Genomic DNA, 25,293 nt, shown 5'->3' with positions numbered 1-25,293 from the left:
GGTCAGACCGGCATGCTCATGATGTCACGATAGGCGGTCAGCAGCTTGTTCCTGACCTGAAGCGTCGCTTCGAACCCGACCGACGCCTCCTGGCGGGCGAGCATCACCTTGGCGATGTCGACCGTCTCGCCGCGCTCATAGGCGGCGGACAATTCGCTGGCGCGGCCCTGCGCGTTGTTCACCTTGCCGACCGCCTGCTCCATCGTGTCGATGAAGCTGGAGGGGCCGGCGGGCTGCGCGCCCGGCGACGACACGGGTGCCGCGGCACCGCTGGTCGCGCGCTGCAGCGCTTCGTTGCGTTCGAGGATCTGGGCGCGCAATTGCATCACCCGGTCGATGCCCCCGGCACCGCCCACTCCGCCGATCCCGCTCATGCGCTAATCCTCCGGACCAGGTCTTCGCCCTGCTCGCGCGCCTTGGCGAGGCGGTAGCGCAGCGTGCGTTCGGAGATGCCGAGCCGCTTGGCGGTCTCGATCCGGCTGCCGCCGCATGCCGCTAGCGTCTCGCGGATCGCGGCGAACTCGCTCAACTGGACGATGTTGCTGAGCTGGCCGGGTTCGGCCTGCACCGGTGCCGCCACCATCGACGGACGGTCGAAAATCAGATGATCGCGCGTGATCGCATCGCCCATGCACAGCAGCAGCGCGCGCTGGATCACATTCTCCAGCTCACGGACATTGCCCGGCCAGTCATGCGCCTGCAGCACCGCCAGCGCCTCCCGCGTCACCCACGGCAGCTGCCCGCGCGGTCCGGCATGGCGCAGCACCATCGCGGCGGCGAGCGCGGCGACATCGCCGGGACGCTCGGCCAGCGGCTTGGTCGAGAGCGGGAACACCGACAGGCGGTAGTAAAGATCGGCGCGGAACCGGCCTTCCATCACCTCGGTCTGGAGGTCGCGGTTGGCGCAGGCGATGACGCGAACGTCGATCTTCTCGGCCGCCGTCGCGCCGATTGGCACCACTTCGCGCTCCTGCAGCGCGCGCAGCAACTTGGCCTGGAGCGCAAGCGGCATTTCGGCGACTTCGTCGAGCAGCAACGTGCCGCCATTGGCCGCGCGGAAAAAGCCTTCGCCCGCCGCATTCGCACCGGTGAACGCGCCCTTCTGATGGCCGAACAGCAATGCTTCGAGCATCGTTTCGGGCAACGCCGCGCAATTGACCGCGATGAACGGGCCATCGCGGCGGGTGGAGCCATTGTGGATCGCCTTGGCCAGCACTTCCTTGCCGGTCCCGGTCGGGCCATTGATCAGCACGGTGATGTCGGCGACGGCGACGCGCTCGGCCAGCGCATAGAGCGCGAGGCTTTCGGGATCGGCGGCGACCGGGGCATGCGCGCCACGCAGCATCGCGCTGGCAAAGCCGGTCGCGACGGCACCGTCATCGGCGCCATAGGAGAGGCGGGCAGGATTGCCGTCATTGAACGGAATCGCGGCGACCGGACCGTCCGCCAGCACCAATGTGCGCGCGGACACCGGGGGCGCCTCACCCTCGACGATCATGAACAGATCGCCGGGCATCGGCTTGACCTTGTCGGCCGCGCCGATCGTGAATCCCTGCGATCGCAGCGCCGAAACCAGCGCGTAATTCTGTCGAAGGACTGCTGCCGACGGAAAGATGGTCTGCATTCGAGAACCCCCTGTTGGAGGCTGAATGCGGTATTGTTGGTAAACGAGCGGTAAACCAATGCGAAAAAACAGCGAATTCCCGCTCCAGATAGCCGCGCGTGCCTCTACGCGCGCGCGAGACCTGCGAAAAACTGCGGCGAAAACTGCTTAATCCGCCGCGCACCCTGCCGTTCTCCCCTGTGGCGGCTCGGGCTCTCTCGCATTCAGGGGGGAAACGGAGGGACGCCGGATTGAACGGAGACAAGACATGACTGTTATCGGAACGAACATCGCGAGCATGCGTGCCGCGAACGCTTCGAAGATGGCGTCGGCCTCGTTGCAGACCGCCATGGAGCGCCTGTCGACTGGCAAGCGCATCAACACTTCGAAGGACGACGCCGCCGGCCTCGCCATCGCCTCGACGATGACCTCGTCGATCCGCGGCATGAGCCAGGCGATCCGCAACGCCAATGACGGCGTCAGCCTTGCACAGACCGCCGAAGGCGCGCTGGGCGAAGTCACCAACATGCTGCAGCGTATCCGCGAGTTATCGGTCCAGTCGGCTTCGGGCACCTATTCGGACAGCGACCGCGCGAACCTTCAGTCGGAAGTGACCGCGCTGACCTCGCAAATCTCGTCGGCGCTGACGACCACCAAGTTCAACGGCGTGTCGCTGTTCACCACGGCGTCGGGCGGTGCAGGCACCTCGACCACGATCCAGACCGGCTATAATTCGGGCGACACGGTCTCGGTTGCGATCGGCAATATCGACCTCAGCACCATGTCGGCCGGCACCCGCGCGGCGACCGCCGCTGACGTTACCGCCGGTGTGACCCGCGAAGCGACCGCCGAAGACGTGACGGACGGCGCAACCCGCGCGGCGACCGCTGCCGATGTGACGGCAGGTGCAACCCGCGCCGCGACGGCTGCCGACGTCACCGATGGTGCAACCCGCGCCGCGACGCAGGACGATGTCGATGCGGGCACGACCCGTGCGGCGACGGCTGCCGACGTGACCGCTGGCGTGACTCGCGCCGCGACCGCCGACGACGTGACGGCCGGGGCGACCCGCGTCGCCACGCAGGAAGATGTCGATGCCAGCCTGATGCGTCCGGCGACGCAGGCCGATGTCGATGACGGCTTCAGCGGCGCTGTCGGCGACGACATCGCGGTGGCGGTCGGCGATGAAGTGCTGGCCGAGGAAGGCGACGCGATCGTCGTGAGCGAAGGTGACGACGTCACCGTGTCGGTCGGCGACCAGGTTGCGGCTGAAGAAGGCGACCTGATCGCTGCTGCAGTCGGGGATCAGATCGCGGCGGCAGTCGGCGACGACATCGTGGTCGAAGTGGGCGACGACATCGAGACGACCGGCCTGTCGGTCGCGACGGCGGACGCTGCCGACGACGCGCTCGCAGTGGTCGACGCGCTGCTCACCACGGTCAACAATGTCCGCGCCGGCCTTGGCGCCAGCCAGAGCCGCCTTGAATCGGTGGTCAACAACCTGACCAGCAACGTCACCAACCTGACCGAAGCGCGCAGCCGCATCGAGGACGCCGATTTCTCGGCCGAAACGACCGCGCTCGCCAAGGCCCAGATCCTGAGCCAGGCATCGACCGCGATGCTGGCACAGGCCAACCAGTCGCAGCAGAATGTTCTGACGCTGCTTCGCTAAGCGTGTGCCCGGTCGGGGTGTCACCCCCCTGACAGGCGCCACGGCCGGTCACCCTTCCCTGTTGGAAGGGCATGCGAGGAAGCCCCGGTGGTCGCAAGACCACCGGGGTTTTTCTTTTTTGTTGGGTATTCCTCCCCTGAGCTTGTCTCAGGGGAGGGGGACCGCCGGCGAAGCCGGTGGTGGAGGGGCGGCCGCGCAGACGGCCGTGGGCAGCTCGGCAAAATTCCGCCGTCTGCGCGGCGGCCCCTCCGTCAGCGCTGCGCGCTGCCACCTCCCCTGAGACAAGCTCAGGGGAGGAATAGTCACCCCCCTACTCGCTCGGTTTCCCGCCCGGCGTCCAATCCGGGCGGAAGTCGGTGTCGGCGAGCCAGCGGGCGGGGCCGATCAGCGACTGGACCGCGCGGGTCATGAACGGGATGTCGAGATTGGCGATCGTGTCCTGTGGCGAGTGATAGGTCGGCGTCACCGCCCAGCCCGAGATCGTGTGCGCAACCACCCCGCGCCGCGCGAGGGCGTAGTTGTCGGAGCGTTCGAAGAAATTCTGCTCCGGATACGGGTCCTTCGCCACCAGCGCGCCGCGTTCGGCCAGCGCCGGGCCGAGCGTCGAGCGCTCATAGCCGGTCATCATCATCGTGCCGGCGGGCAGCTTGGGGTCCTGTGCGCCGATCATCTCGATCGCGATATTGGCGACGATGTCGGTCAGCGGCACCGGCGGCGCGGCGGCGAAGGCGCGCGACCCAAAGCCGCCCATCTCCTCCGCACCGAACGCCGCGAACAAGATACCGCGCTTGTGCCGCTTGCCGCTGCTCAGCGCATGGGCGAGTTCGAGCACGGCGGCGACGCCCGAGGCATCATCGTTCGCGCCATACATCACCGTCCCGTCGGGCTGGACGCCGAGATGATCGACATGCGCGGCGAGCAGGATCACCCCCGCCTTGGGATCGGTGCCGGGCAGGTAGCCGATCGCACTGGTCGTTTCGACCTCTTCGCGAACCAGGCCGGGAAGGGTCATCTCGACCGGCTTGCCCGCCGCCTTGGCTGCCTTGTCGAACGCGGCGGCGGGGAGGACGAGCACGGAAACGCCGTCTCGCGGCTTCTGATCCGCGAGATAGGCATCCAGCCGCGGACGTTCGCCGAGCTGGCCCCAGATCTTCCGCGTCTCGGCGCTTTCACGCAGCACTAGCAGCTTCGTGTTACGGCCGCGCGTGGCGCGCAGTGCCGCCATCGCCGAAAGCTTCGAGCCGCCGACAAGGACGACGTCCCCCGCCGGCAGCTCCGCCCCATTGTCCCCCATATACAGCGTCGCAACGCCCTCGACGCGCGCGACGCCTCCGAACAGCAACGACGCCCCGTCGATCGTCTTGCCGCCGGCGACCAGTTTCGGCCTCCCGTCGAGCCGCGGGCGGATCACCTTCACCTTCTGGATGTAGGAGTCCGCACCCGGCGCAGGCTGAAGCCCATAGCCCTGGAAGCGCGCGGCAACGTAAGCTGCAGCGATCGCCTCATCGCGAGTCATACTGCCGCGCCCCTGCAGCTCCGGCCCGGCGAGGAAGCGGACATGCGCCGCGATCCATTCGGGCTTTACCGACCAGTCGGATGCGGGCGCCGCGGTCGTGACTGGCGCGGGTGCGGCGGTCTGCGCGATGGCCGGGCTGGCGAGCGCGGTGCACAGCAGTGCGGCGGCGAAGATACGCTTCATGGAAACCCCTCGAATGAACCGCGCGACCCTAACGGGGACTGCGCGCAGGGCAAGGCGTCAGGCTTCGGGCCGGGTCCATAACCAGCCGCCGATCACGACCGCAGCGCCGATCGGGATCAGCGGCCAGGGCATGGCGGTGAGTGCGAGCGTCAGCGCGATGCTGATCGCGAAAGCGACGCTCGCCGCGACCTTGCCGCTGCGGCTCACCGCGCCCTTATCGCGCCAGCGGGCGATGTGCGGGCCAAAGCGCGGATGTTCGAGCAAGCGGCGTTCGAGCGCGGGCGAGCTGCGCGCGAAGCAAAACGCCGCCATGATCACGAACACCGTCGTCGGCATCACCGGCAGAATTGCGCCGATCACCGCAAGGCCGAGGCACAGAAACCCGGCAATCAGATACAGATGACGACGCACCCCGCTTGCGTAGCACGCCAGTCGCGACTGTCTCGCAAAAAGCGAATCACCCCAGTCGCCGCATCAGCCCCTTTTTCAGCCGGTCATGCGCGCTCTTCTTGATCTGGCAGACGCGTGCGGCGCCGACGCCGAGCACCTGGCCGATCTCTTCGAGGTTCAACTCCTCGACATAATAAAGCTGCACCACCAGCTGCTCCTTCTCGGGCAGCTCCGAAATCGCGCCGATCAGGGCCTCGCGCTGGTCGGCGTCGGCGAGCTGGTCGAAGGCGTCGGGTTCGTCGGACATGAACCACGGGCCTTCGTCCGAATAGACATCGTCGATCGAATCGAACCGCACCGCCTCTGCGCTCGCATAGTCGCTGCGCAATTTGTCGATCGTGACGCCCAGCTTCGATGCGACCGCCGCCTCGTCGGGCCGGGTGCCGTCGGCGGCGAGCGCGGTGACCGCATCCTGATAGGCGCGGCGGCGTTTCATCGCGCCGCGGGTGATCGTCGCCTGACGGCGCAATTCGTCGATCATCGCGCCGCGCACGCGGGTGTGGAGATACTGGTCGAAGCTGACGAGGCCGCGATCCTCGAAGCTGCCCGCCGCCTCGACCAGCGCAACCAGCCCGATCTGGACCAGATCCTCGACATCGATCAGCGTGCTCATCGAGCCATGGACATGCCAGGCGAGGCGGCGGACGAGCGGCATATGCTTGCGCACCAGCGCGTCCATGTCGCGCCGCGTGTCGCCGCGGCGATCATAAGTGATGGCGAATTCGTTCGGGGCGGGCTGATAGGTCATGCGGCAAGTGCCTCCGGTGCGCCGATCACGGCGACGACCTCGACCGACTTGTCCTCGGGCACTTCAAAGAAGCTCATCACCGGGGTGTCGGGCAGGACGGTGCGGACGAGTTTGCGGATTGCGATGCGGATCGTCGGCTGGACCACCAACGCGAACGGTTTGGCCTCGGCGACGAGCGGCTGGGCGGCGCGCTGGAGCGCATCGACGATGCGACGGCCAAGGTCGGGCTCGATCGTGTGGCGCTTCGACGGATCGGAGCGGATCGCCTGACCCAGCAGCGCCTCGAGCTGGCCCTCCAGCGTCATCACGCGCAGCGGTTCGCGCACTCCGCACAGCCGCTGAATGATCAGCGGGCCGAGTTCCGGGCGGATCAGCTCGACGATCTCGTCGGCATCCGCGCTCTTTTGCGCGGCGAGCGCGATCGCGGCGGCGATGCGGCGGAATTCCTTGAGCGGGATATTCTCCGCCAACAGGCCACGCAGCACCTGTGTTAGCGTTGTGATCGGCAGCGGGTTGGGCGAGAGCGAGACGACCAGCTGGGCCGCACGCTCGCGCAAGCCGTCGAGCAGCGCCTGAACCTCGTCCGGGCCGAGCAGGTCGGAGGCGTTCTGGATCAGCGCCTGATTGAGGTGCGTCGCCATCACCGTACCGGGATCGACCACCAGCCAGCCCTGTCCGGTCGCCGCATCGGCGTCAGCGGGCGAAATCCACATCGCGTCGAGGCCGAAGGTCGGATCCTTGGCATGCTTGCCGGGCAGCGAACCGACCGCCTGCCCGGTGTCGAGCGCCAGCATCTCGTCGGGCGAGACGCTGTCCTCACCGATCACCACGCCACCTACAACGATGCGATAGGCATAGGGGGCCATGTTGATGTCGTCGCGCACCCGCACCTGCGGCACGACAAAGCCGAGTTCCTTCGACAGCTGGCGCCGCACGCCGGTGATCCGGCCCATCAGCGCGCCGCCGCGACGTTCGTCGACCAGCGGCACCAGGCCATAGCCGATGTCGATCATCACCTGCATATTGTCGGTGACCTCTTCCCAGCCGATCCGCGAGGGATCGACGGGCTCGGCGGCTTCGACGATGGCCGGCGGTGGCGGCAGCGTGCTCGCGCGCCACATCTTCCATGCCATATAGCCCGACCCGGCAGCGGCGGGCAGAATGATGAAGGCGGGCATGCCGGGCAGGAACGCGAGCAGGCCGGTGATCACCGCAACCGGGGTCCAGGTGCGGTGGCTGGCGAACTGGCTGCCGATCTGTCCGGTCAGGTCCTGATCCTTGTTCGCGCTGACGCGGGTGACGATCGCGGCGGCGGCGATCGAGAGCAGCAGCGCCGGGATCTGCGCGACCAGTGCGTCACCGATCGCCAGCAGCACATAGGTCTGCGCCGCTTCGCCGATCGACATGCCATGGCTGACCGGACCCAGGATCAGGCCGCCGATGACGTTGATGAACAGGATCAGCAGGCCCGCGACCGCGTCGCCCTTCACGAACTTGGACGAACCGTCCATCGCGCCGTAGAAATCGGCTTCGGTCGATACCTCGATCCGACGCGCCTTGGCTTCGTCGGGGGTGATCAGGCCGGCATTGAGGTCGGCGTCGATCGCCATCTGCTTGCCGGGCAAGGCGTCGAGGGTAAAGCGCGCCGACACTTCGGACACGCGGCCCGCGCCCTTGGTCACCACGATCATGTTGATGATGATCAGGATCGCGAAGACGAACAGGCCGACGACGTAATCGCCGCCGATCATGAACGTCCCGAACGCCTCGATCACATGGCCCGCCGCCGCTTCGCCCTCATGCCCATGGCCCAGCACGACGCGGGTCGAGGCGACGTTGAGGCCGAGGCGGAACAGCGTCGCGAACAGCAGCACGGTGGGGAAGGCCGAGAAATCGAGCGGCTTTTGCGCATTCAGCGCGACCATCAGCACGGCTAGGCTGATGATGATGTTCATGATGAAAAAGGCGTCGAGCAGGAAGGTCGGCACCGGCACGACCATCATGCCCACCAGCACGAGGATGGCGACGGGCAGGGCGAAGCTGCGGAGCGCGGGGAGGATGCCCCCCTGAAGAGTCGCTGCGTTCATTGCGGATCAGGCTCCCAGCCGGGCGAGCATCAGGTAAGCGAGCTTGGCGGTCTCGGGCGTCGGGCGCAGCGGATTGACCGTCGGCATCGTCGATGCCTTGAGCCGTCCTGCATTCTCCAGCCGGTCGAGCGTGGTCAGCCAGCCACGGTCCTGCCCGACCGCTTCATTGCCCAGCACAACCTCGACATCCTCGCCGAGCGAGGCGACCAATGTCTGGAACTTTGCATCGAGGCTGCCCGACGCGGCACCGGTCGCGCCCACCGCAGCGGCGCCGCGATCGAGCTTGCCGGCAAAGCGCTCATAGATTTGCCCGAGTGACCGCTGTGATCCGTCCGAGGCGTAGAAGATGTTGCGGTTGGCGCGCGCGGCGGCGGGGAACAGGTTCGCCGCGCCCCGCGTCGGATCGGCGTCCATCGCGCGCAGGAATTTGCGTGCGCCACCGATGCCAAGGAAATGCGCCATGTACAGGTCGGTGCCGGTCGCCTCACGCCCGAGCGATGACTCAAGCGCATCCTTGTTGTCGCTGGCATGTTCGGCGGCCATCAGCGATGCGGCCTGCGGGTCGTTGCGCAGCGACAGGATCGCCTGCCGCGTCGCCGGGTCGGACACGGTGAAGCGGCCATTGGCGGTCTGGCGGATGCTGTCCGCCGCCCAGCCCAGGCCATGCTTCTCGCCATGATCCTTGACCACGCCGAGCCAGCTTTGTTCGATGAACTGATACAGGCCGGTGGCGCTGGAGGTACGCGCGCGCGCATCGGCACGCATGCCGCTTTCGACCTGTGCCTGGCCGAGCAGATAGTTGAAGTCGATGCCGGTCTTCTGGCTCGCCGTCGCGATCGCCGTGGTGACGTTCGTTCTGGCTCCGATCGAAGGTACGGTCATAGGCCTTGCTTCTCATCCCCTTGGGTTCGGGGAGATCAGCAAGAGCCGTGCCAGAATTGGTTCACGCGAAGGCGCGAAGGCGCAATGATAATTGAATTGCCGCGCGGTGGCGCTTCTCATTCCCCGCTGACGCGATCGCTGGCGCGGCACAGGCGAGAAACTCCGCCCGAGACCTCTTCGCGCCTTCGCACCTTCGCGTGAACCAAATCAGCCGACGGCAAATCCGGGCCGGTAGGACGGCAAGTCATTGCCGGTCAGTGCCGTCAGCCGCCGCCGCACATTCGCGGCCATCAGGTTGACGTAAATGCGGCAGCTTTCGTTGAGCCGGTGCGCTTCCTCGGCCAGCGCCTTGAGCTCGCCCGACGCCGCGGGACTATCGTCATTGGCGGCCCCCACCGCCTCGATCCCGATCAATTTGTCGCGCGTCGCCCGTTCGAGCGCGGCGACGTCGTTCGCCTTCAGCGCGGCAATCTCGGCGTGGAGCGCCTCGATCACGCGGATCAGGGCGTCATGCCGCGTCATTCGGATTCCACTGCAGCTTGAGTGCGATCAGCCGGTCGGCAATCGTCGAGGGGACCAGCGGGAAATTGCCATCGGCAATCGCCTTCTTGATCCGCGCGACGCGATCGGCATCGACCGGGGCGCTGGCCGCAGCTGATTGGGTCAGCGATGCGGCGGCGCTGCTATTGGCGGCCTGCGTCGCTCCTTCCACCGACCGCACGGGCGCGGCAGCGGCCACCGGCGTGAGCCGGGGGGCGAGTGATGCAGGCTTAAAGCCGACTGGATCCACCATGTCTGCGACCCTTTTTCTGCGGACATACGCGAAAACGACGCTTTGACGGGGAGCTTTAGGGAAAAATGCGCGAGCAGCGATTTTTTCTGCCGCGCTGGGAAATCAGTCCCCGAACCCGGGCAGGCGAGCGCGGCCCGGGCTGAGCGCGATTGCGGCAACCGGCGGGCGTTTGTCGTCGGTCTTGACCAGCACGCGGCCACCGACCGCAGCGTCGGCCATCGCCAGCCCCTCACGCGTGATCGAGAAGCCGGCGGCGCCAGCCTCAAGCATCACCGGATCGCCACGGCGGATCACCAGTTCGGGCTTGGCCGCGACCGGCGCCGGCGCGGCAGCGACACTCGTCGGTGCGGCCTTGGGCAGCGTGTTGATCGCGACGAAGACGCGCCATTGCTGCGGCCCTTGGCACCGGATCACCACTGCATCCTCCGCCGGTGAGCGCCAGCTGAGCTGCGGCGTATCGCAGGCCGCGAGCTTGAGGCGCTTGTCCACAGCAGCGCGCGCGCCGCCCTCGGCCCCGATCGGGGCACCGGCGAAGCGTTCGACCAGCTGGTCGAGCGCCTCGGTCGACTGGAAGGCGGCGGGGCCGGACAGGGCGATCAGGAGTGCGATCATTGCGGATCTCCAGCTTGAAGTTGGGGATCGCCGGCAAAGCCGACGGACAGGGTCACGCTGCGGCTGGTGCCGGGGGCGACGCGAAGGATGAGGCGCGAGGGTGCGACCGCGCCTTGTGCGACCAAGGCAGCGGCGACGGCGCGTGCGCGATCGGCGGCGAGGATGGCGGCGCTGCCGGTGCGCGGATCGACATCGCCGGTTGGCGCGGTCGATCCGGTGATGGTGATGACCGTGCGCTTGTCACGCGCGGCGTCGCGCGCCCAGACGATCGTTGCGGCAAGGTCCGCAGCGGCGCTGCCGGGGGCATAGCCCTCGACCCGCGCACGCGCGACCGCCATCGGGTCGATCGGCGCAGGAGCTTCGGCCCCAAAGCCGCTGCGCAGGCCGGCGAGCAAGCGGGTGCGGTCCACCTCGCGATGCGCCTGCAGCAGGACAAAGAAGCCGACCAGCAGCAGCGCGAGATCGGCGAGCGTGATCAGCCACACCGAGCGCGCAGGGGCAATGTCATCCCAGCTGTCGGGGGAGAGTGCGGCGCTCATGCCGCCATCTCGCGTTTGCGGGCACGCTCGAGCGTGGCGAGTCGTGCAAGCGGCGCCGCGAGCCGCAGCCGTTCGGCCGCCTCGACCCGCGCCAGCCGCTTCAACCGTGCGACGATCGGCATCGCGACCAGATTGGCGAGCAGCGCGCCATAGAGCGTCGCGAGCAACGCCACCGCCATCGCCGCACCAATCCGGTCGGGGTTATCCATCGCCGCGAACATGCGTACCAGGCCCAGAATCGTGCCGATCAGGCCCATGGCGGGCGCAGCCTCGGCCACGCCGCTCCACAGCTCGATCACCGCGCGATGCCGTTCGGCGCGCGATGCGGCGCGGTCGCGCACGATCGCCTCGATTTCGGAAGGACTCGCGCCATCGACCGCCGCCGCGACCGCCGCCGCCATGTCGGGATCATCAATCACCGACCGGTCGAGCGCGATCAGCCCGTGGCGACGCGCGATCTTTTCCAGCGATCCGGCCTGCGCGATCAGCGGGGCGGCGTCGAACGGGCGGCGCAGCAGCGTCTTGAGCGCGACCATCCCACGCCCGACATCCGCCAGCCGATGACGCAGCAGTACGCTGGCCGCCGTCCCGCCCAGCACGATGGCGAGCGCCAGCGGGTCGAGCAGCACGGATGCGTCGAGCGGAGCCAGCGCGGCGAGATCGGCGGGTGCGGCACTATTCATGCGCGACCCGGTGCAAGCGCCGGGCCAAGTGACGTGCGCCACAGGAAACCCCGGCAGGTGCGGCGACAACCGGCAAAAGCGGCAAATCCGCTGCCGCCGCCCGGCAAACCCTTGCCGCCCGCACCATCAGAACCGGCAATTGCGGCGATTACCGCCCGCTCCCCACAAACTGGCACGCCCATTGCTAGGAACTGTCCGAACACAGGCATGAGGACCGTTTTCATGGGTAGCAACAGTCTCTTCGGGGTGCACGGCGCTGCGCTCGAGGTGCGTTCGCAGCGCATGGGCGTGCTCGCGTCGAACATCGCGAACGCATCGACCCCCGGCTACAAGGCCAAGGATATCGACTTCCGCGCCGCACTCGACGCGATCGAAACGCCGGGCATGGCGGGCGCGGACCCGATCAGCGGCGCGACCAAGTTCCGCGTGCCGCTCCAGCCCAGCCTCGACGGCAACACCGTCGAGCTGGCCACCGAACAGACCGCCTTTGCCGAGAATGCCGTCGCCTATCAGACGACGCTCGCCTTTCTCAACGGGCGCATCGACACGCTCAAGCGCGCGCTGAAGGGAGAATAAGAATGTCCGACCAGCCGCTCTCCATCTTCCAGGTCGCGGGTCGCGCCATGTCCGCGCAGCTCGTGCGGATGAACGCCACCGCCTCCAACCTCGCCAATGTCGGGCAGGTCGCGTCCAATCCGGGCGAAGCCTATCGCACGATGAAGCCGGTCTTCCGCACCCATTTCGATGCGGCGAGCGGCATGTCGACGGTCGATGTCGAAAGCGTCGTCGCGGCGGGCGAAGCGCCGACCAAACGCTACGACCCCGGCAACCCGATGGCCGACAAGGACGGCAATGTCTGGGAAAGCGCGGTCGATGAGACCCGCGAGCTGGTCGACATGATGGAGACCGCCCGCACCTATCAGAATAATGTCGAAGTGATGCAGACGGCAAAGACGCTGATCACCCAGACGCTCAACCTGGGACGCAGCTGATGACCGCTTTTGACACGACGCTGAGCAACCTCGGCATCGCCCGCACCGGCACGACCAGCCAGGCGAACACCAATTCGCTCGGATCGTCGGCGATGGACCAGTCCGACTTCCTGACGCTGATGACCGCGCAGATGAAGAACCAAGACCCGTTCGAGCCGGTCGATAACACCCAGATGGTGGCGCAGATGGCGCAATTCTCGTCGCTCGCCGGGATCAGCGAGATGAACACGACGCTGCAGGCAATTGCCGCCAAGCTCGGCTCGACCTCGACCACCGATCTCGTGTCATGGGTCGGCCGCACCGTGCTGACGCAGGGCGATGTCGCCTATCCGCGCACCGACGGCTCGCTGGGCGGGATGATCGAGCTCGGTGCCGACGCGGCCGAGGTCAACGTCGTGATCGAGGGCCCGAATGGCGAGATCCTCAAGAACGTCTCGCTCGGCGCCGCGCCTGCCGGCCGCACCGAATTCGAATGGGACGGCACCACCGACACCGGCGAGCCGGCCGGCGATGGTCCCTTCACCATCCGCGTCGCCGCACGCAACGCCAATGGCGGCACCGTTGCCGCCCAGCCGCTCGTCTGGGCCCCGGTGACTGCGGTCGCGATGGGCAGCGACGGCAACCCGGTCCTTACCCTGCCTGGCATCGGCCAGGTGTCCACCACCGCTGTCCGCCAGATCGGCTGAGTCCAAACAGGAGCCTATTTCGATGTCCTTCTACACCTCGCTCTCGGGTCTTCAGGCGGCGCAGACCGACATGTCGACCATTTCGCACAACCTGTCGAACGTCTCGACCAACGGCTTCAAGAAGAGCCGCACCGAATTCGCCGACGTGATCGCGTCGAGCGTGTCGCTCAACCCCAATCAGATGATCGGGTCGGGTACCGTGGTGAAGGCGATCCGCCAGCAATTCGGCCAGGGTGGCATGCAGCAATCGGCATCGAGCCTCGACATCGCGATCGCCGGCGACGGCTTTTTCGCGGTCAAGCCGAGCCTCGATTCGGCGGGCGTCAACTTCACCCGCAACGGCAGCTTTCTAGTCGACAGCGATCGCTACGTCACCGATTCGCAGGGCGGCTATCTTCAGGTCTATCCGGTCGACGGATCGGGCGCGGTGGTCGCGACGGGCCTTGGCTCGACCGTGAACCTGCGCCTGCCGCAGACCAGCGGCGTTCCGGAGGCGACCGAGAATGTGTCGCTGTCGCTCAACCTGTCGGCCTATTCGTCGGTGCCGTCGGAAGCGTCGCGGTTCAGCGAGGACACGCCCTATGCGTTCGACCGCTTCGACCCGGGCACCTACAACAACTCGACCCAGACGACGATCTATGACGCCAGCGGCAATCCGCTGACCATGACCAACTATTTCGTGCGCGAGACGACCGAGGCACCGGTGACCTGGTCGGTGTACAGCTTTGTCGGCGACCGCCAGCTCGGCACCGACGCGGCAAACCCGCAACCGGTGACGCTGACCTTCGACGCCAGCGGTGCGCTGACCAATCCGACCGCGCCGACGCAGTTTGCGCCGTTCACGGTCGGGTCGAGCACGACCGAACAGTCGATCGCGCTCGATTTCGGCGGCGCGACGACCCAGCTGGGCGCACCGTTCAGCATTGATGGCCGCAGCCAGGACGGCAAGGCGGTCGGCCAGCTCGACGGTGTGACCGTGGGCGAGGACGGGATCGTCCGCGCCAGCTTCTCCAACGGCGACAGCCTGGCGCTGGGCAAGGTGGCGCTCGCCAACTTCTCCAATCCGTCGGGGCTGCGTCAACTTGGCAATTCAACCTGGGCCGCAACCGGCCTGTCGGGCGAACCGCGGCTGGGCGAGCCGGGCGTCAATGGCTTTGGCGGGCTGATGTCGGGCGCGGTCGAACGGTCGAACGTCGACATTACCGAGGAACTGGTCGGCCTGATCGCGGCACAGCGCAACTTCCAGGCGAACGCCAAGGCGCTCGATACCGCGAGCCAGATCTCGCAGACCATCTTCAACATCCGCAGCTGATTTCAGTAAGTTAGGAGGCATTCGCGATGGATAGGCTCGTCTATACCGCACTGTCCGGCCTGAAGGGCCAGATGAACGCGCAGGCGACGATCGCGAACAACATCGCGAACGCCTCCACGGTCGGATACCGCGCCGACCGCGTCAATTTCGAACGCCTGCTGGTGCAGGGCGACGGCCATGACAGCCGCCAGCCCAGCGCCGAGACGGTGGTCGATATGGACCGGCGCGCGGGTGCGATCACGCAGACCGGCCGCGGGCTGGACGTCGCGATCACCGGCGAAGGCTGGCTCGCGGTTCAGGCTGTCGATGGCAGCGAAGCATACACACGGCGCGGCGACCTTCGGGTTGCGCCGAGTGGCGTCTTGGAAACCGGCGACGGTTTCCCGGTGATGGGGTCGGGGGGCCCCATCACCGTGCCGCCGCACGACAAGATCATGATCGCCACCGACGGCACGCTGTCGATCGTCCCTCCGGGCGCCGATCCCGCGCAGCCGCCACAGATCATCGATCAGCTCAAGCTGGTCAGCGATGCGGGCAGCACCACCGTCAAGGGACTGGACAATCTGCTCCACGTCCGCGGCGGCGGCGCGCTGCCGCAGGATATGGACGCGACGGTGATGTCGGGCGCGCTCGAAGGATCGAACGTGAACCTGACGCAGGCGCTGGTCGACATGATCGAAAACCAGCGCAGCTACGAGGTGCAGGCCAACCTGCTCCGCGAAGCCAAGTCGATGGACGAGAGCGCCGCATCGCTGATGCGCGTCAGCTAAGAATTCTAGGGAAGGACCAGAATCATGGGTTCCGCAGCAATGCACATCGCGCGCACCGGGCTTGACGCTCAGGACATGCGCATGCGGGTGATCTCGAACAACCTCGCGAACGTGAATACCACCGGGTACAAGCGCGACCGGGCGAGCTTCGAGGCCTTGGCCTATCAGGTCGTCACCGCGCCGGGTGCCGCGAGCACCGCCGAGACGCGTTACGCAACCGGGACCAATCTTGGCACCGGCGTGCGCATTCAGGGCACCGCCCGGATCGACACCCAGGGTGCGATGCAGACCACCGGCAACGCGCTCGACATGGCGCTCGACGGCAATGGCTATTTCCAGGTGCAGATGCCCGGCGGCCAGCTCGGCTATACCCGCGCGGGCAATTTCGCGCGCTCGCCCGAAGGCATGCTGGTGACCAGCGAGGGCTATCAGGTGATGCCCGGCATCACGGTCCCGGACGGCGCGACCTCGATCACCGTCGGCAGCGACGGCACGGTCAGCGCGACGATCTCGGGCCAGACCGAGGCGAGCCAGATCGGCCAGATCCAGATCGCCGCCTTCCCCAACAGCGCGGGGCTGCAGGCGATCGGCGATAACTACCTCGTCGAAACCGCGGCGAGCGGCGCGGTCAATCTCGGCATCGCCGGGCAGGACGGGCGCGGCAACATCCGTCAGGGCATGCTCGAAGGATCGAACGTCAACGTCGTCGAAGAGCTGGTCGACATGATCGAGACGCAGCGCGCGTACGAGGTCAATTCCAAGATGATCTCGGCGAGCGACGAAATGCTCCAGTACATCAACCAGAATGTTTGAGGGCCGGATCATGCGCACCTTGTCCGCCCTCGCCGCCCTCGCCGGCTGCGCGTTCGCCGCGCAGCCGGTCGACGCGAAGCTGTTCGGCAAGAAGCAGCCGGCGGAGGACTTCACCGTCACGCTACCGTCTCCGGTCGCGCCGCCGCCCGCAGCCAATGGCTCGATCTTTCAGGCCAGCGAAGGCTATGCCGCGCTCCACGAAGGCACGCGCGCGCGCCGCGTCGGCGATCCCGTCACGATCGTGCTGGTCGAACGCACCAGCGCGTCCAAATCGGCGGGCACCAACCTCGACAGCGGCGGCGGCTTTTCGATCACCCCGCCGACGACCGGCGCGCTCAACCTGTTCAACCAGACCGATGCGAGCATCAGCGGCAAGCGCGGGTTCAAGGGCAGCGGCGCGGCCGACCAGTCGAACGCGCTGTCGGGTGAGATCAGCGTCACCGTCGCCGCCGTGCTGCCCAACGGCACGATGCTGGTGCAGGGTCAAAAGCGCGTCACGCTCAACCGCGGCGACGAGTTCATCCAGATCAAGGGGATCATCCGCCCCACCGATATCGATGCGAACAACCGCATCGCATCGACCCGCGTCGCCGATGCCCGCATTGCCTATACCGGCAAGGGCGATGTCGCCCGCGCCGCCCGACAGGGGTGGTTCAGCCGCTTCTTCCAGATGATCAGCCCGTTCTGAGGAATTAGACCATGATCCGCTTCCTCATCGCCCTGCTCGCCACCCTTGTTCTCGCCCAGCCCGTTGCGGCGGAGCGGATCAAGGATCTCGGCAATTTTCAGGGCATCCGCACCAACCAGCTGACCGGATACGGCATCGTCGTCGGTCTGCCGGGCACGGGCGACGACAATCTGGAATATACCGTCCAGTCGATGAAGGGGGTCACCGCCCGCTTCGGCCTCTCGCTGCCACCCGGGGTCAACCCGGCGCTCAAGAACGCCGCGGTGGTGCTGGTCACCGCCGAGCTGCCCGCCTTTGCCAAGCCGGGGCAAAAGCTCGACATCACCGTATCGTCGATGGGCAAGGCCAAGTCGCTGCGCGGCGGGACGCTGGTGCTGACCCCGATGATGGGTGCGGATGGACAGATCTATGCGATGGCGCAGGGCAACCTTGCGGTCGGCGGTCTGGGGGCCGAAGGTGCAGACGGGTCGAAGATCGTCGTCAATATCCCGTCATCGGGCCGCATCCCTGAGGGTGCGACGGTCGAGCGCGCGGTCGAGACCGGCTTCGCCACCGCCCCCACCCTCACTTACAACCTCGCCCGCGCCGACTTCACCACCGCGCAGCGCGTCGCCGACGCGATCAACGGCCGCTATGGCTTTGGCACCGCGCGCGCGATCGACGCCGTGTCGGTTGCCGTCACCGCGCCACAGGGCGCCGGCGTCCGCGCGCAGATCATGAGCGAGATCGAAAACCTCAACGTCGAATCCGCCGAGGCTGCGGCCAAGGTAATCGTTAACGCGCGCACCGGCACGGTGGTCATCAATTCGGCCGTCCGGGTCAGCCCCGCTGCGGTAACACATGGTAAACTTACCGTTCGTATTGATGAATCCCAGCGGGTCGTACAGCCGCTGCCGTTCAGCCAGGGCGAGACCCGGGTCGAGCAGCAGAGCGGCGTCGGCGTGGAGGAGGAGAAGCGGCCGATGTTCCTGATGGATCCGGGTCCCAAGCTGGCGGATGTGGTCAAGGCAGTGAACGCGATCGGTGCGTCGCCGGCCGATCTGGTCGCGATCCTCGAGGCATTGAAGCAGGCTGGCGCGCTCAAGGCGGAGCTGATCGTCCTGTGACCCAGCCGATCGCCCCTGCATCACTCAAGCTTACGGGCAGTGTCTCGACGGACACCGCGCGTCTGGGGACGCGCGACAATCTCGACCAGGCGGGCGAGAAGTTCGAGGCGATCTTCACCAAGATGATGCTGGGCGCGATGCGCAAGGCGAAGCTGGCCGACAGCCTGTTCGAAAGCCAGGCGCTCGATCAGTTCCGCGACATGCAGGACCAGAAGCTCGCCGAGAATATGGCCGCGCACACGCCGATGGGGATCGGCAAGGCAATGACCGAATTCCTCGCCAAGGCGGGCAGCGTCGCCGCGACCCCCGTCGCTGACGTCGACAAAGGTGAAACGCCATGACCGACATGCTCTCGATCGGCGCGAGCGGGGTGCGCGCCTACCAGACCGCGCTGACCACGACGTCGGAGAATATCGCCAACGCCGGGACCGCCGGCTATTCGCGCCGCATCGCGTCGACGCGCGAAGTCGCGGCGCCGGGTGACGCATCGGGCCGAACACTCAACGGCCTTGGCGTGACCGTCAGCGGCGTCACCCGCACCGGCAGCGACCTGCGTAACGCCGAAGTCCGCTCCGCCGGGTCCGACCTCGCCCGCAGCGAGGCCGGGATCGTGTGGCTCGGCCGCGTCGAAAGCGCGCTGACCACCAACAAGCTTGATGAGCGGATGACGGCATTCTTCAACGCCGCCACCGCGCTCGCCGCCGACCCGTCGGCGAGTGCGCCGCGTGCGACCTTCCTTCAGGCTGCAGCGACGTTGGCGCACAGCTTCACCGCGACCGCGACCGCGATCGACGGCGGCCTCGCCGATCTCGACGGCACCGCAGACGCTGCAGTCAACGATCTCAATGCGCTCACTGCGGGCCTCGCCAAGGTGAACAGCGCGCTCGGCCGCACGGCACAGAATAGCAGCGGACAGGCCGCGTTGCTCGACGAGAGGGACCGGCTGCTCGATTCGATGGCGGCGCTGACCGATGTTTCCGCCAGCTTCGACGCTGCGGGCCGCGCCACGGTGCGCGCTGGCGGCGGCGGGCCATTGCTGGTGCAGGGCGACCAGGCGGCGATCGCCACCTATGCGCGCAGCGAAGGCGCGGTGTCCTTCGCCGTCTATGGCATCGAGGGATCACAGGCGCTGTCGCCCAGCGGCGGCGCGCTTGCGGGTCTGGCCGAGGGTGCCACACGGCTCGCCGATGCCAAGGCCGCGCTCGACACGCTCGCGACCGATTTCGCCGATGGCGTGAATGCGGTGCAGGCGAACGGCGATGACCTGAACGGCGCGAGCGGATCGGCGATGTTCGCCGCGACCGGCGCGCGCGACTTCAAGCTTGTCCTGACCGATCCGCGCGGCATCGCTGCCGCGGCGACGGGCGGGGGCGAGCGCGACAATGGCAATCTGACCGCGCTAGCGACACTGCGCCGCGACGAGGGCTTCGAAAGTCAGGTCACGACGCTGACCACCGGCAATGCCAGCGCGCTCGCCGGCCGCCGCGCGATTGCCGAGGTCCAGTCGACGATCCGCAGCAACGCGGTCGCCGCGCGCGATTCGGTGTCCGGCGTCAATGTGGACGAGGAGGCGGTCGACCTGATCCGCTTCCAGCAGGCCTATCAGGCGTCGAGCCGGGTGATCCAGGTCGCCCGCGAAACGCTCCAGACCCTCTTCGACATCCGGTGATCCCCATGCGCGTGACGACCAGCCAGAGCTATGATCGCCCCTCGCTGATGATGGCGAGCCTGAACAGTCAGGCCGACCGGCTGCAGACGCAGGTGGCGACCGGCAAGAAGATTCTCGCCCCGTCCGATGGCGCATCGGGGTGGCAGCAGCTGTCGGGCCTCAAGCGCGCCGATGCCGACGACGGCGCCTATGGTGCCAATATCAAGGCGGCGCAGGCATTGCTCGGCGCGACCGACACCGCGCTCGATCAGGTCGAAACCCAGCTTCAGCGCGCGCGCACGCTTGCCGTGCAGGCCGGTAGCGAGACGCTCAGCGCCGAGGGGCGCGCGGCGATCAAGGTCGAGATCGAGGCGATCCTCGACGACGTGGTCGGCGTCGCCAACAGCACCGACACGCGCGGCCATCCGCTGTTCGGAGGCTCGTCGGGCACGACCGCCTTCACCCGTCAGGACGATGGCCGCATCGCCTGGACCGGCGGTGGCGAGCCCGCCGCGATCCCGATTGGAGACGGCGAGTCGATCGCCGCCACCACCAGCGGCGCGCGCGCGTTCGGCGGCATCGCCGGATCGGATGGCGCGACCGACATGTTCCAGATTCTTTCCGCCTTCGCTGCGGCTCTCGGGCCGGACGGAGCGGAGGGCGGCGTCGATACCGCGATGAGCGACCTCGACGCCGCCCTCGACCAGCTCGGCGCGACCCGCGCCTCGGTCGGTGCGCGCGCCTTTCGCCTCGATCTGGAGGCAGATCGGCTAGGCGAAGCTGAGATCACGCGCGAAGCGGTGCGCACCGGCATCGAGGATGCCGATACCGCGACCTCGATCGCGGAGCTGCAAAAGACACTGACCATCCTTCAGGCGACGCAGGCGAGCTTCACCAAGCTCACCAGCCTGTCACTGTTCGATTATCTGCGCTGAGCCCTCAAGTTCAGGGTGAATCGGTCGTTAGACATGTTTGAATAGGCCGCCCGTTTCGGCGGCTCCGTTGACTTCGGGGGAAGATCGCGCTCATGTTTCCAGCAATCGGCTTCGTCGTCCTGATCGCGATGGTGTTCGGCGGCTTCGCGCTGACCGGCGGCGCGCTCGGACCCGTGCTGCACGCGCTCCCGCACGAGATGCTGATCATCGGCGGCGCCGCAGTCGGCGCGCTGATCATCGGCAATTCGGGACGCGAGCTCAAGGCACTGGGCGGCGGCTTCGTGAAGGTGCTCAAGGGGCCGAAATACAAGAAGCAGGATTATCTCGACGTCATCTTCCTGGTCAGCAAGCTGATGAAGCTGTTGCGGATCGACGGTCCGATCGCGCTGGAACCGCATGTCGAGGATCCCAAATCGTCGGCGATCTTCGCCGAATATCCCCGCCTGCTCGCCGATCACAGCCTGACCAATCTGATCGCCGATACGCTGCGTCTCGTCGTCGTCTCGTCCGGCACGCTTGACGTGCACGCGGTGGAAGAGGTGATGGATAACGCGATCAAGACCCATCATCACGAGGTCGCCGAGCCGCAGCACGCGCTTCAGAACCTCGCCGACGCGCTGCCCGCTCTCGGCATCGTCGCGGCGGTGCTGGGCGTGGTCAAGACGATGGGATCGATCGACAAACCGCCCAGCGTGCTCGGCGCGATGATCGGGTCGGCACTGGTCGGCACGTTCCTGGGTGTGCTGCTCGCCTATGGTCTGGTCGGTCCGCTCGCCGGGCGGCTCAAGCAGATCATCGATGCCGATGCGGCAATCTATCACACGGTCAAGCAGATCATCATCGCCTCGCTCCACGGCCACCCACAGCCGCTGGTGATCGAAGCCGCGCGCAGCGGCATTGCCCACCACAACCAGCCGGGCTTTGCCGAGGTGTTTGACGGATTGCGCGGGAGGTAACCCGTGACGGCCAGAGCTCCTCACGCGGCCAAACAGCCGCCCAAGATCGTCGTCAAGAAGATCTACATTAGCGGCGAAGGCGGCCATCATGGCGGCGCGTGGAAGGTCGCCTATGCCGATTTCGTGACGGCGATGATGGCGTTCTTCCTGCTGATGTGGCTGCTCGGCGCGACCAATGAGAAACAGCGCAAGGCGCTCGCCGATTATTTCGCGCCAACGCTGATCGAGTTCAAGCAGAACAGCGCCGGCTCCAACGGCCTGATGGGCGGCGACGCGATCCAGGGCAAGGATAACTACCCAACCAACGCCAAGCAGACCGGCACGCGGTCGATGACGATTCCCGCAGGCGCGACCGGCGGTGATCGCGTGGGTACGGGTGAGAAGGGCAGCCTCAAGAACAAGGAGGCGATGGACGCCGCCGATCGCAAGGGCTTCGCCAAGATGAAGAGCGAGATCGAGCGCAAGATGAAGGCCAACGGCCTCACGCGACTCGGCAAGCAGGTGCGGTTCGTGCCGACGCGGGAGGGGATGCGGATCGACCTGATGGACGATGCCGATTATTCGATGTTCGCGCTCGGCACGACCAGCTTCGTCCCCGACGCGGCGGCGCTGGTGAAACTGGTCGCCCAGTCGATCGCGGATTCGGACAACCCGCTGATGATCCGCGGCCATACCGACAGCCTGCGCTATGGCGACCCGACCAACATGAACAACTGGATGCTGTCGAGCGCGCGGTCCGAAGAGACCCGTCGCCGGCTGGTCGCCGCGGGCGTTCCGGAGTCGCGCTTCGAGCGGATCGAAGGCGTCGCCGACCGCGAACCGATGATCGCCGCCGACCCCGCCGACCCGCGCAACCGCCGCGTCGCGATCACCCTGCTCTATCGCAAGAGCAAGCTGGATAAGTAATTCCTCCCCGGAACGGGGAGGGGGACCGCGACGCGAAGCGGCGTGGTGGAGGGGGCCCGAGGCAACGGATTCCCCTGCCTCGGGCCCCCTCCACCAGCCTGCGGCTGGTCCCCCTCCCCGTTCCGGGGAGGATTAGAAAAACAGCTTCCGCACGCTGATCCGCACCGTGCGCCCGACCGGGTCGAGCAAAGTCGGCTGATAGCTGTACGGCGTCCCGCCTGTCGCATCGGAGACCTGCAGCCGGCTGTCGAACACATTGTCGACCGACAGCACCACCCGCGTCCCGACCAGCCAGCGATTGTCGCGGACGAATTTGAACTGTGGGCCAAGGTTGGCGAACAGCCGCACCCCGACCGTGGTGAAGTCGTCGAACCGCAGCTGGCCCGCACCGCTCGTGCCGCCATCGACCCGCGTCGCGCTCTGCCAGTCGGCGTTGAGGCGCAGGCCGATCCCGTCGCGAACCACGCCAGCGCGCACCTCGACCTGATGGCGCGGCGAGCCACCCCGGCTGCCCGTCGCCGAGCCGTCGAGCAGGTCGAGCGCGGGAAGGCCGTCGCGAATCTCGATCCGGTCGGTCAGCGCGACGGTGTGGAACACGCCAAACTGCAGCCGGCCACCGCCACCCGGCCCGCCGGGTCCGCCGCCAAAGCCACCGGGTCCGCCTGGACCGCGACCACCGCCAAAGCCGGGGCCGCCACCGGGGCCGCGCTGGCCGCCCGGACCCTGTGCGCCCTCGCCGCGCGGGCGCTCACCGCCGGGCGGCGGCGGGACCGCACCGCCCTCGCCTGCCTGCCCCTGCTGCGCCTGACGCGCGGCGATCATCGCCTCACGCCGCGCGCGGAACTCCTCAGCGGCCTTGCGCGCGAGTGGCGAGGCGATCGGGGCGGAGAAGTTGATCCCCCAGCGGATCTGCTCGCGCTCGCTGCGCGCGAAATTGACCGGGCGATTATCGATCCGGATCAGGCGACCGCTGCCATCCCGCACGAAACGGTCGGGGAACGCCGCTTCAATCTCCGCCGTCGCGGTCGGGAACGACGCGATCGGGTCGCGGACAATGCTCTTGGTGTAATCGACGTTGAAGCTCAGATCGATCTTCTGCACCGGCTGATAGTTCAGTCCCAGCTTCATCACGCTGCGATTGTCCGCCGACAGGCCCGGATTGCCACCGTCGCGCCGCGTAATGTCGACGCTCTCGCCCCGGACGAAATCGAACACGCGGACATTGGGTGTGTCGAGCACCGGATTGCCGAGCTGCTGAGCCGAGGGCGCGCCCTCTTCCTCGGTGAACGAGGCGAGCATGCGCAGCCCGTCGATCGGCGACCAGTTGGCGCCATAGCCATAGGTGAACAACGTGCCGAAGTCCGACAGCTGTTCGACCTCCGCATTGGCATTGAGCGATAGATTACCGATCGGGCTCAACACGTCCTTGTTGCGGCTGGCGATGGGCAGATCGAGATTCGCCCGCGCGCTCCCGCTGGTGCGGCCGATATCGGTCGCGACATATTGCCCGGCACGCCGCGATTGCGCGTCGAGGTCGCTGGTCCGCCCGGACAGCCGCAGGCTCGTGTTGATCGCGCCTGCCGGCAGCTCGGCGAGCGGGCCGTTCACGAGACCGTCGATCGAACCGACATTCGACACCGACTGCGCCCAATCGGTCAGGCCCGTGTCGCGATCGGTCAGCGTGCGGCTTTCGATCCGGTCCCAATTGCCGGTCAGCGACCAGCGCCATTTGGTCGAGATGTCGCCGTTCAACGACACGCCGCCCTGCAGCGTGCTGGTTTCGCTGCTCCGCTCGAGCGGCTCGGTGCGGCCGGTGGGCAGGCCGAGCAGCGAGTCGCTCCAATTCTGTTCCATCCGCAGGTTCGCGGTGGCGACCGTCTTGCCGATGTTGCGGCTGAGCACCCCGTTCATCGTCAAATTCTGCGTTTCGGGACGCAGCGAGCGGAATTGCGTGTCCGGGCGCGGGAACGCCGGGTCCGGAATGATGTCGCGCTCGCTCTCCAGCAGCGTCGAATCGCGCTCATATTCAAGGTCGAGGTTGATGCGGCCATTGGGGTTGAGGCGGAGCATGCTCAGCTCGACATCCTGCCCGGCGGTGCCGCCGCCGGTCGCGGCGCTGCCATCGAGTTCGACCGTGAACGAGCGGAAGCGGCGCCGCAGCACGATGTTCACCACGCGCTGATCGGCGCGATAGCCCAGCTTGAGCGCAGCCTCTTCGGGAAGAATATCGATCCGCTCGATCGCTTCGGGCGGGATGTCGCGAATCTCGCCAAAGCCGGAAATGCGCCGCCCGCTGAGCAGCAGCACCGGCGCACCACCGCCGCGCCCGCGCCCGCTGCGCGTCTGCGGTTCCAGCTCGGTCAGCAATTCGGCGAGCGATCCGACGCCATAAGCGCGGATGTCGGCGGGGTTGAGCACCAGTTCGGGCTTGACGTCGCCGGGCACCGATCCGCGCGGCGCGCTGCCGGTGATGACCACTTCCTCGACATCATCGCCCATTGCCGAGCCGCCGGGCGCGCTGGGTTCAGGCTCCTGCTCGGCTTGCTGCTGGGTCGCGGAGGGAGCGGACGATCCGGTCTGATCAGCGGCCATCGCCACGGGCGACACCGTCGTCATCAACACTGCCGTCATCCAGGCCGCTTGCCGCATCCAACTACTCCAGAACCGATAAAACCCGCCGGACGATGGCCCGACGGCTGCGCACTAGCCGCGC

The 25,293-nt window shown here is 67.1% G+C and carries 26 protein-coding genes and 2 pseudogenes; 15 read left to right on the top strand and 13 right to left on the bottom strand.

The window, feature by feature from the left end:
* Nucleotides 1-2 precede the first annotated feature (2 nt).
* Entirely contained in the window at nucleotides 3-374 is a 372-nt protein-coding gene (gene fliE, locus VGN66_RS02200; protein ID WP_327517214.1) for a flagellar hook-basal body complex protein FliE, read from the bottom strand.
* Nucleotides 371-1,624 carry a sigma-54 interaction domain-containing protein gene (locus VGN66_RS02195; protein WP_327517213.1) on the bottom strand — a complete coding sequence of 418 codons (1,254 nt, stop codon included), beginning with the start codon at nucleotides 1,622-1,624 and terminating at the stop codon, nucleotides 371-373. The genes fliE and VGN66_RS02195 overlap by 4 nt, the downstream gene beginning before the upstream one ends.
* Before the next feature lie 247 nt (nucleotides 1,625-1,871).
* Between VGN66_RS02195 and VGN66_RS02190 the strand changes: the two are divergent.
* Both VGN66_RS02190 and VGN66_RS02185 read left to right on the top strand, forming a co-directional pair.
* Nucleotides 1,872-2,225: pseudogene (locus VGN66_RS02190) on the top strand (flagellin FliC); the annotation flags it as partial.
* Between the two features lie 777 nt (nucleotides 2,226-3,002).
* Nucleotides 3,003-3,275 (top strand): annotated as a pseudogene (locus VGN66_RS02185) (flagellin); the annotation flags it as partial.
* Between the two features lie 310 nt (nucleotides 3,276-3,585).
* On the opposite strand, the gene VGN66_RS02180 reads toward VGN66_RS02185, so the two are convergent.
* The 10 genes from VGN66_RS02180 to VGN66_RS02135 all read right to left on the bottom strand — a co-directional run bounded on the left by VGN66_RS02180 (nucleotide 3,586) and on the right by VGN66_RS02135 (nucleotide 11,768).
* A complete protein-coding gene (locus tag VGN66_RS02180) occupies nucleotides 3,586-4,974 on the bottom strand; it encodes a M28 family metallopeptidase (RefSeq protein WP_327517212.1) in 1,389 nt (462 codons plus the stop codon).
* A 57-nt stretch (nucleotides 4,975-5,031) separates the two neighbouring features.
* Nucleotides 5,032-5,385: a YbaN family protein gene (locus VGN66_RS02175; protein WP_327517211.1), complete on the bottom strand. Its 354-nt coding sequence runs from the start codon at nucleotides 5,383-5,385 to the stop codon at nucleotides 5,032-5,034.
* A 46-nt stretch (nucleotides 5,386-5,431) separates the two neighbouring features.
* The gene (locus VGN66_RS02170; RefSeq protein WP_414713169.1) at nucleotides 5,432-6,172 is read right to left on the bottom strand and encodes a sigma-70 family RNA polymerase sigma factor; all 741 of its coding nucleotides are present in this window, start codon (nucleotides 6,170-6,172) and stop codon (nucleotides 5,432-5,434) included.
* Nucleotides 6,169-8,259: a flagellar biosynthesis protein FlhA gene (gene flhA, locus VGN66_RS02165; protein WP_327517210.1), complete on the bottom strand. Its 2,091-nt coding sequence runs from the start codon at nucleotides 8,257-8,259 to the stop codon at nucleotides 6,169-6,171. The genes VGN66_RS02170 and flhA overlap by 4 nt, the downstream gene beginning before the upstream one ends.
* A gap of 6 nt (nucleotides 8,260-8,265) precedes the next feature.
* Nucleotides 8,266-9,141: a lytic transglycosylase domain-containing protein gene (locus VGN66_RS02160; protein WP_327517209.1), complete on the bottom strand. Its 876-nt coding sequence runs from the start codon at nucleotides 9,139-9,141 to the stop codon at nucleotides 8,266-8,268.
* 207 nt (nucleotides 9,142-9,348) lie between these two features.
* Nucleotides 9,349-9,663: a flagellar protein FlgN gene (locus VGN66_RS02155; RefSeq protein WP_327517208.1), complete on the bottom strand. Its 315-nt coding sequence runs from the start codon at nucleotides 9,661-9,663 to the stop codon at nucleotides 9,349-9,351.
* The gene (flgM, locus tag VGN66_RS02150; RefSeq protein WP_327517207.1) at nucleotides 9,650-9,880 is read right to left on the bottom strand and encodes a flagellar biosynthesis anti-sigma factor FlgM; all 231 of its coding nucleotides are present in this window, start codon (nucleotides 9,878-9,880) and stop codon (nucleotides 9,650-9,652) included. Before flgM ends, VGN66_RS02155 begins: the two co-directional genes overlap by 14 nt.
* A gap of 156 nt (nucleotides 9,881-10,036) precedes the next feature.
* Entirely contained in the window at nucleotides 10,037-10,546 is a 510-nt protein-coding gene (locus VGN66_RS02145) for a flagella basal body P-ring formation protein FlgA (protein ID WP_327517206.1), read from the bottom strand.
* On the bottom strand, nucleotides 10,543-11,085 hold the full coding sequence (locus tag VGN66_RS02140) for a flagellar motor protein MotB (protein WP_327517205.1): 543 nt from the start codon (nucleotides 11,083-11,085) through the stop codon (nucleotides 10,543-10,545). The genes VGN66_RS02145 and VGN66_RS02140 overlap by 4 nt, the downstream gene beginning before the upstream one ends.
* Nucleotides 11,082-11,768, bottom strand: coding sequence for a motility protein A (locus VGN66_RS02135; protein WP_327517204.1), 687 nt, complete (start codon nucleotides 11,766-11,768; stop codon nucleotides 11,082-11,084). Before VGN66_RS02135 ends, VGN66_RS02140 begins: the two co-directional genes overlap by 4 nt.
* A 222-nt stretch (nucleotides 11,769-11,990) precedes the next feature.
* Between VGN66_RS02135 and flgB the strand changes: the two genes are divergently transcribed.
* The 13 genes from flgB to VGN66_RS02070 all read left to right on the top strand — a co-directional run bounded on the left by flgB (nucleotide 11,991) and on the right by VGN66_RS02070 (nucleotide 22,580).
* Nucleotides 11,991-12,344 carry a flagellar basal body rod protein FlgB gene (gene flgB, locus VGN66_RS02130; protein ID WP_224922239.1) on the top strand — a complete coding sequence of 118 codons (354 nt, stop codon included), beginning with the start codon at nucleotides 11,991-11,993 and terminating at the stop codon, nucleotides 12,342-12,344.
* A 2-nt stretch (nucleotides 12,345-12,346) separates the two neighbouring features.
* Nucleotides 12,347-12,760, top strand: a complete 414-nt coding sequence (flgC, locus tag VGN66_RS02125; RefSeq protein ID WP_327517203.1) for a flagellar basal body rod protein FlgC — start codon at nucleotides 12,347-12,349, stop codon at nucleotides 12,758-12,760.
* Nucleotides 12,760-13,446, top strand: a complete 687-nt coding sequence (locus VGN66_RS02120) for a flagellar hook assembly protein FlgD (RefSeq protein ID WP_327517202.1) — start codon at nucleotides 12,760-12,762, stop codon at nucleotides 13,444-13,446. The genes flgC and VGN66_RS02120 overlap by 1 nt, the downstream gene beginning before the upstream one ends.
* Before the next feature lie 22 nt (nucleotides 13,447-13,468).
* Nucleotides 13,469-14,758: a flagellar hook protein FlgE gene (locus VGN66_RS02115; RefSeq protein WP_327517201.1), complete on the top strand. Its 1,290-nt coding sequence runs from the start codon at nucleotides 13,469-13,471 to the stop codon at nucleotides 14,756-14,758.
* Nucleotides 14,759-14,784: 26 nt separating this feature from the next.
* On the top strand, nucleotides 14,785-15,528 hold the full coding sequence (gene flgF / locus VGN66_RS02110; RefSeq protein WP_327517200.1) for a flagellar basal-body rod protein FlgF: 744 nt from the start codon (nucleotides 14,785-14,787) through the stop codon (nucleotides 15,526-15,528).
* A 24-nt stretch (nucleotides 15,529-15,552) separates the two neighbouring features.
* A complete protein-coding gene (gene flgG, locus VGN66_RS02105) occupies nucleotides 15,553-16,341 on the top strand; it encodes a flagellar basal-body rod protein FlgG (protein WP_224921977.1) in 789 nt (262 codons plus the stop codon).
* Nucleotides 16,342-16,351: 10 nt separating this feature from the next.
* A complete protein-coding gene (locus VGN66_RS02100; RefSeq protein WP_327517199.1) occupies nucleotides 16,352-17,029 on the top strand; it encodes a flagellar basal body L-ring protein FlgH in 678 nt (225 codons plus the stop codon).
* A gap of 11 nt (nucleotides 17,030-17,040) precedes the next feature.
* The gene (locus tag VGN66_RS02095) at nucleotides 17,041-18,135 is read left to right on the top strand and encodes a flagellar basal body P-ring protein FlgI (protein WP_327517198.1); all 1,095 of its coding nucleotides are present in this window, start codon (nucleotides 17,041-17,043) and stop codon (nucleotides 18,133-18,135) included.
* Entirely contained in the window at nucleotides 18,132-18,476 is a 345-nt protein-coding gene (locus tag VGN66_RS02090) for a rod-binding protein (protein WP_224921974.1), read from the top strand. The genes VGN66_RS02095 and VGN66_RS02090 overlap by 4 nt, the downstream gene beginning before the upstream one ends.
* Nucleotides 18,473-19,804, top strand: coding sequence for a flagellar hook-associated protein FlgK (flgK, locus tag VGN66_RS02085; protein ID WP_327517197.1), 1,332 nt, complete (start codon nucleotides 18,473-18,475; stop codon nucleotides 19,802-19,804). The genes VGN66_RS02090 and flgK overlap by 4 nt, the downstream gene beginning before the upstream one ends.
* 5 nt (nucleotides 19,805-19,809) lie before the next feature.
* Nucleotides 19,810-20,718 carry a flagellar hook-associated protein FlgL gene (flgL, locus tag VGN66_RS02080; RefSeq protein WP_327517196.1) on the top strand — a complete coding sequence of 303 codons (909 nt, stop codon included), beginning with the start codon at nucleotides 19,810-19,812 and terminating at the stop codon, nucleotides 20,716-20,718.
* 92 nt (nucleotides 20,719-20,810) lie between these two features.
* On the top strand, nucleotides 20,811-21,674 hold the full coding sequence (gene motA / locus VGN66_RS02075) for a flagellar motor stator protein MotA (protein ID WP_224921971.1): 864 nt from the start codon (nucleotides 20,811-20,813) through the stop codon (nucleotides 21,672-21,674).
* Between the two features lie 3 nt (nucleotides 21,675-21,677).
* Nucleotides 21,678-22,580 (top strand): flagellar motor protein MotB, encoded by a 903-nt coding sequence (locus tag VGN66_RS02070; RefSeq protein ID WP_327517195.1) that lies wholly within the window; start codon nucleotides 21,678-21,680, stop codon nucleotides 22,578-22,580.
* 132 nt (nucleotides 22,581-22,712) lie between these two features.
* On the opposite strand, the gene VGN66_RS02065 is transcribed toward VGN66_RS02070, so the two are convergent.
* The gene (locus tag VGN66_RS02065; protein WP_327517194.1) at nucleotides 22,713-25,229 is read right to left on the bottom strand and encodes a TonB-dependent receptor; all 2,517 of its coding nucleotides are present in this window, start codon (nucleotides 25,227-25,229) and stop codon (nucleotides 22,713-22,715) included.
* Between the last annotated feature and the right edge of the window lie 64 nt (nucleotides 25,230-25,293).

Source organism: Sphingomonas sp., from assembly GCF_035998645.1.
Lineage (GTDB): Bacteria > Pseudomonadota > Alphaproteobacteria > Sphingomonadales > Sphingomonadaceae > Sphingomonas.
Note: the sequence above shows the minus strand (reverse complement) of the source record. Positions and strands in the feature narration are given on the sequence as shown.

Excerpts from the sequence above, each read along its gene's own strand:
- fliE (WP_327517214.1), bottom strand. The coding sequence starts at position 374 with ATGAGCGGGATCGGCGGAGTGGGCGGTGCCGGGGGCATCGACCGGGTG.
- VGN66_RS02195 (WP_327517213.1), bottom strand. The coding sequence starts at position 1,624 with ATGCAGACCATCTTTCCGTCGGCAGCAGTCCTTCGACAGAATTACGCG.
- VGN66_RS02180 (WP_327517212.1), bottom strand. The coding sequence starts at position 4,974 with ATGAAGCGTATCTTCGCCGCCGCACTGCTGTGCACCGCGCTCGCCAGC.
- VGN66_RS02170 (WP_414713169.1), bottom strand. The coding sequence starts at position 6,172 with ATGACCTATCAGCCCGCCCCGAACGAATTCGCCATCACTTATGATCGC.
- flhA (WP_327517210.1), bottom strand. The coding sequence starts at position 8,259 with ATGAACGCAGCGACTCTTCAGGGGGGCATCCTCCCCGCGCTCCGCAGC.
- VGN66_RS02160 (WP_327517209.1), bottom strand. The coding sequence starts at position 9,141 with ATGACCGTACCTTCGATCGGAGCCAGAACGAACGTCACCACGGCGATC.
- VGN66_RS02155 (WP_327517208.1), bottom strand. The coding sequence starts at position 9,663 with ATGACGCGGCATGACGCCCTGATCCGCGTGATCGAGGCGCTCCACGCC.
- VGN66_RS02145 (WP_327517206.1), bottom strand. The coding sequence starts at position 10,546 with ATGATCGCACTCCTGATCGCCCTGTCCGGCCCCGCCGCCTTCCAGTCG.
- VGN66_RS02140 (WP_327517205.1), bottom strand. The coding sequence starts at position 11,085 with ATGAGCGCCGCACTCTCCCCCGACAGCTGGGATGACATTGCCCCTGCG.
- VGN66_RS02135 (WP_327517204.1), bottom strand. The coding sequence starts at position 11,768 with ATGAATAGTGCCGCACCCGCCGATCTCGCCGCGCTGGCTCCGCTCGAC.
- flgB (WP_224922239.1), top strand. The coding sequence starts at position 11,991 with ATGGGTAGCAACAGTCTCTTCGGGGTGCACGGCGCTGCGCTCGAGGTG.
- flgC (WP_327517203.1), top strand. The coding sequence starts at position 12,347 with ATGTCCGACCAGCCGCTCTCCATCTTCCAGGTCGCGGGTCGCGCCATG.
- VGN66_RS02120 (WP_327517202.1), top strand. The coding sequence starts at position 12,760 with ATGACCGCTTTTGACACGACGCTGAGCAACCTCGGCATCGCCCGCACC.
- VGN66_RS02115 (WP_327517201.1), top strand. The coding sequence starts at position 13,469 with ATGTCCTTCTACACCTCGCTCTCGGGTCTTCAGGCGGCGCAGACCGAC.
- flgF (WP_327517200.1), top strand. The coding sequence starts at position 14,785 with ATGGATAGGCTCGTCTATACCGCACTGTCCGGCCTGAAGGGCCAGATG.
- flgG (WP_224921977.1), top strand. The coding sequence starts at position 15,553 with ATGGGTTCCGCAGCAATGCACATCGCGCGCACCGGGCTTGACGCTCAG.
- VGN66_RS02100 (WP_327517199.1), top strand. The coding sequence starts at position 16,352 with ATGCGCACCTTGTCCGCCCTCGCCGCCCTCGCCGGCTGCGCGTTCGCC.
- VGN66_RS02095 (WP_327517198.1), top strand. The coding sequence starts at position 17,041 with ATGATCCGCTTCCTCATCGCCCTGCTCGCCACCCTTGTTCTCGCCCAG.
- flgK (WP_327517197.1), top strand. The coding sequence starts at position 18,473 with ATGACCGACATGCTCTCGATCGGCGCGAGCGGGGTGCGCGCCTACCAG.
- flgL (WP_327517196.1), top strand. The coding sequence starts at position 19,810 with ATGCGCGTGACGACCAGCCAGAGCTATGATCGCCCCTCGCTGATGATG.
- motA (WP_224921971.1), top strand. The coding sequence starts at position 20,811 with ATGTTTCCAGCAATCGGCTTCGTCGTCCTGATCGCGATGGTGTTCGGC.
- VGN66_RS02065 (WP_327517194.1), bottom strand. The coding sequence starts at position 25,229 with ATGCGGCAAGCGGCCTGGATGACGGCAGTGTTGATGACGACGGTGTCG.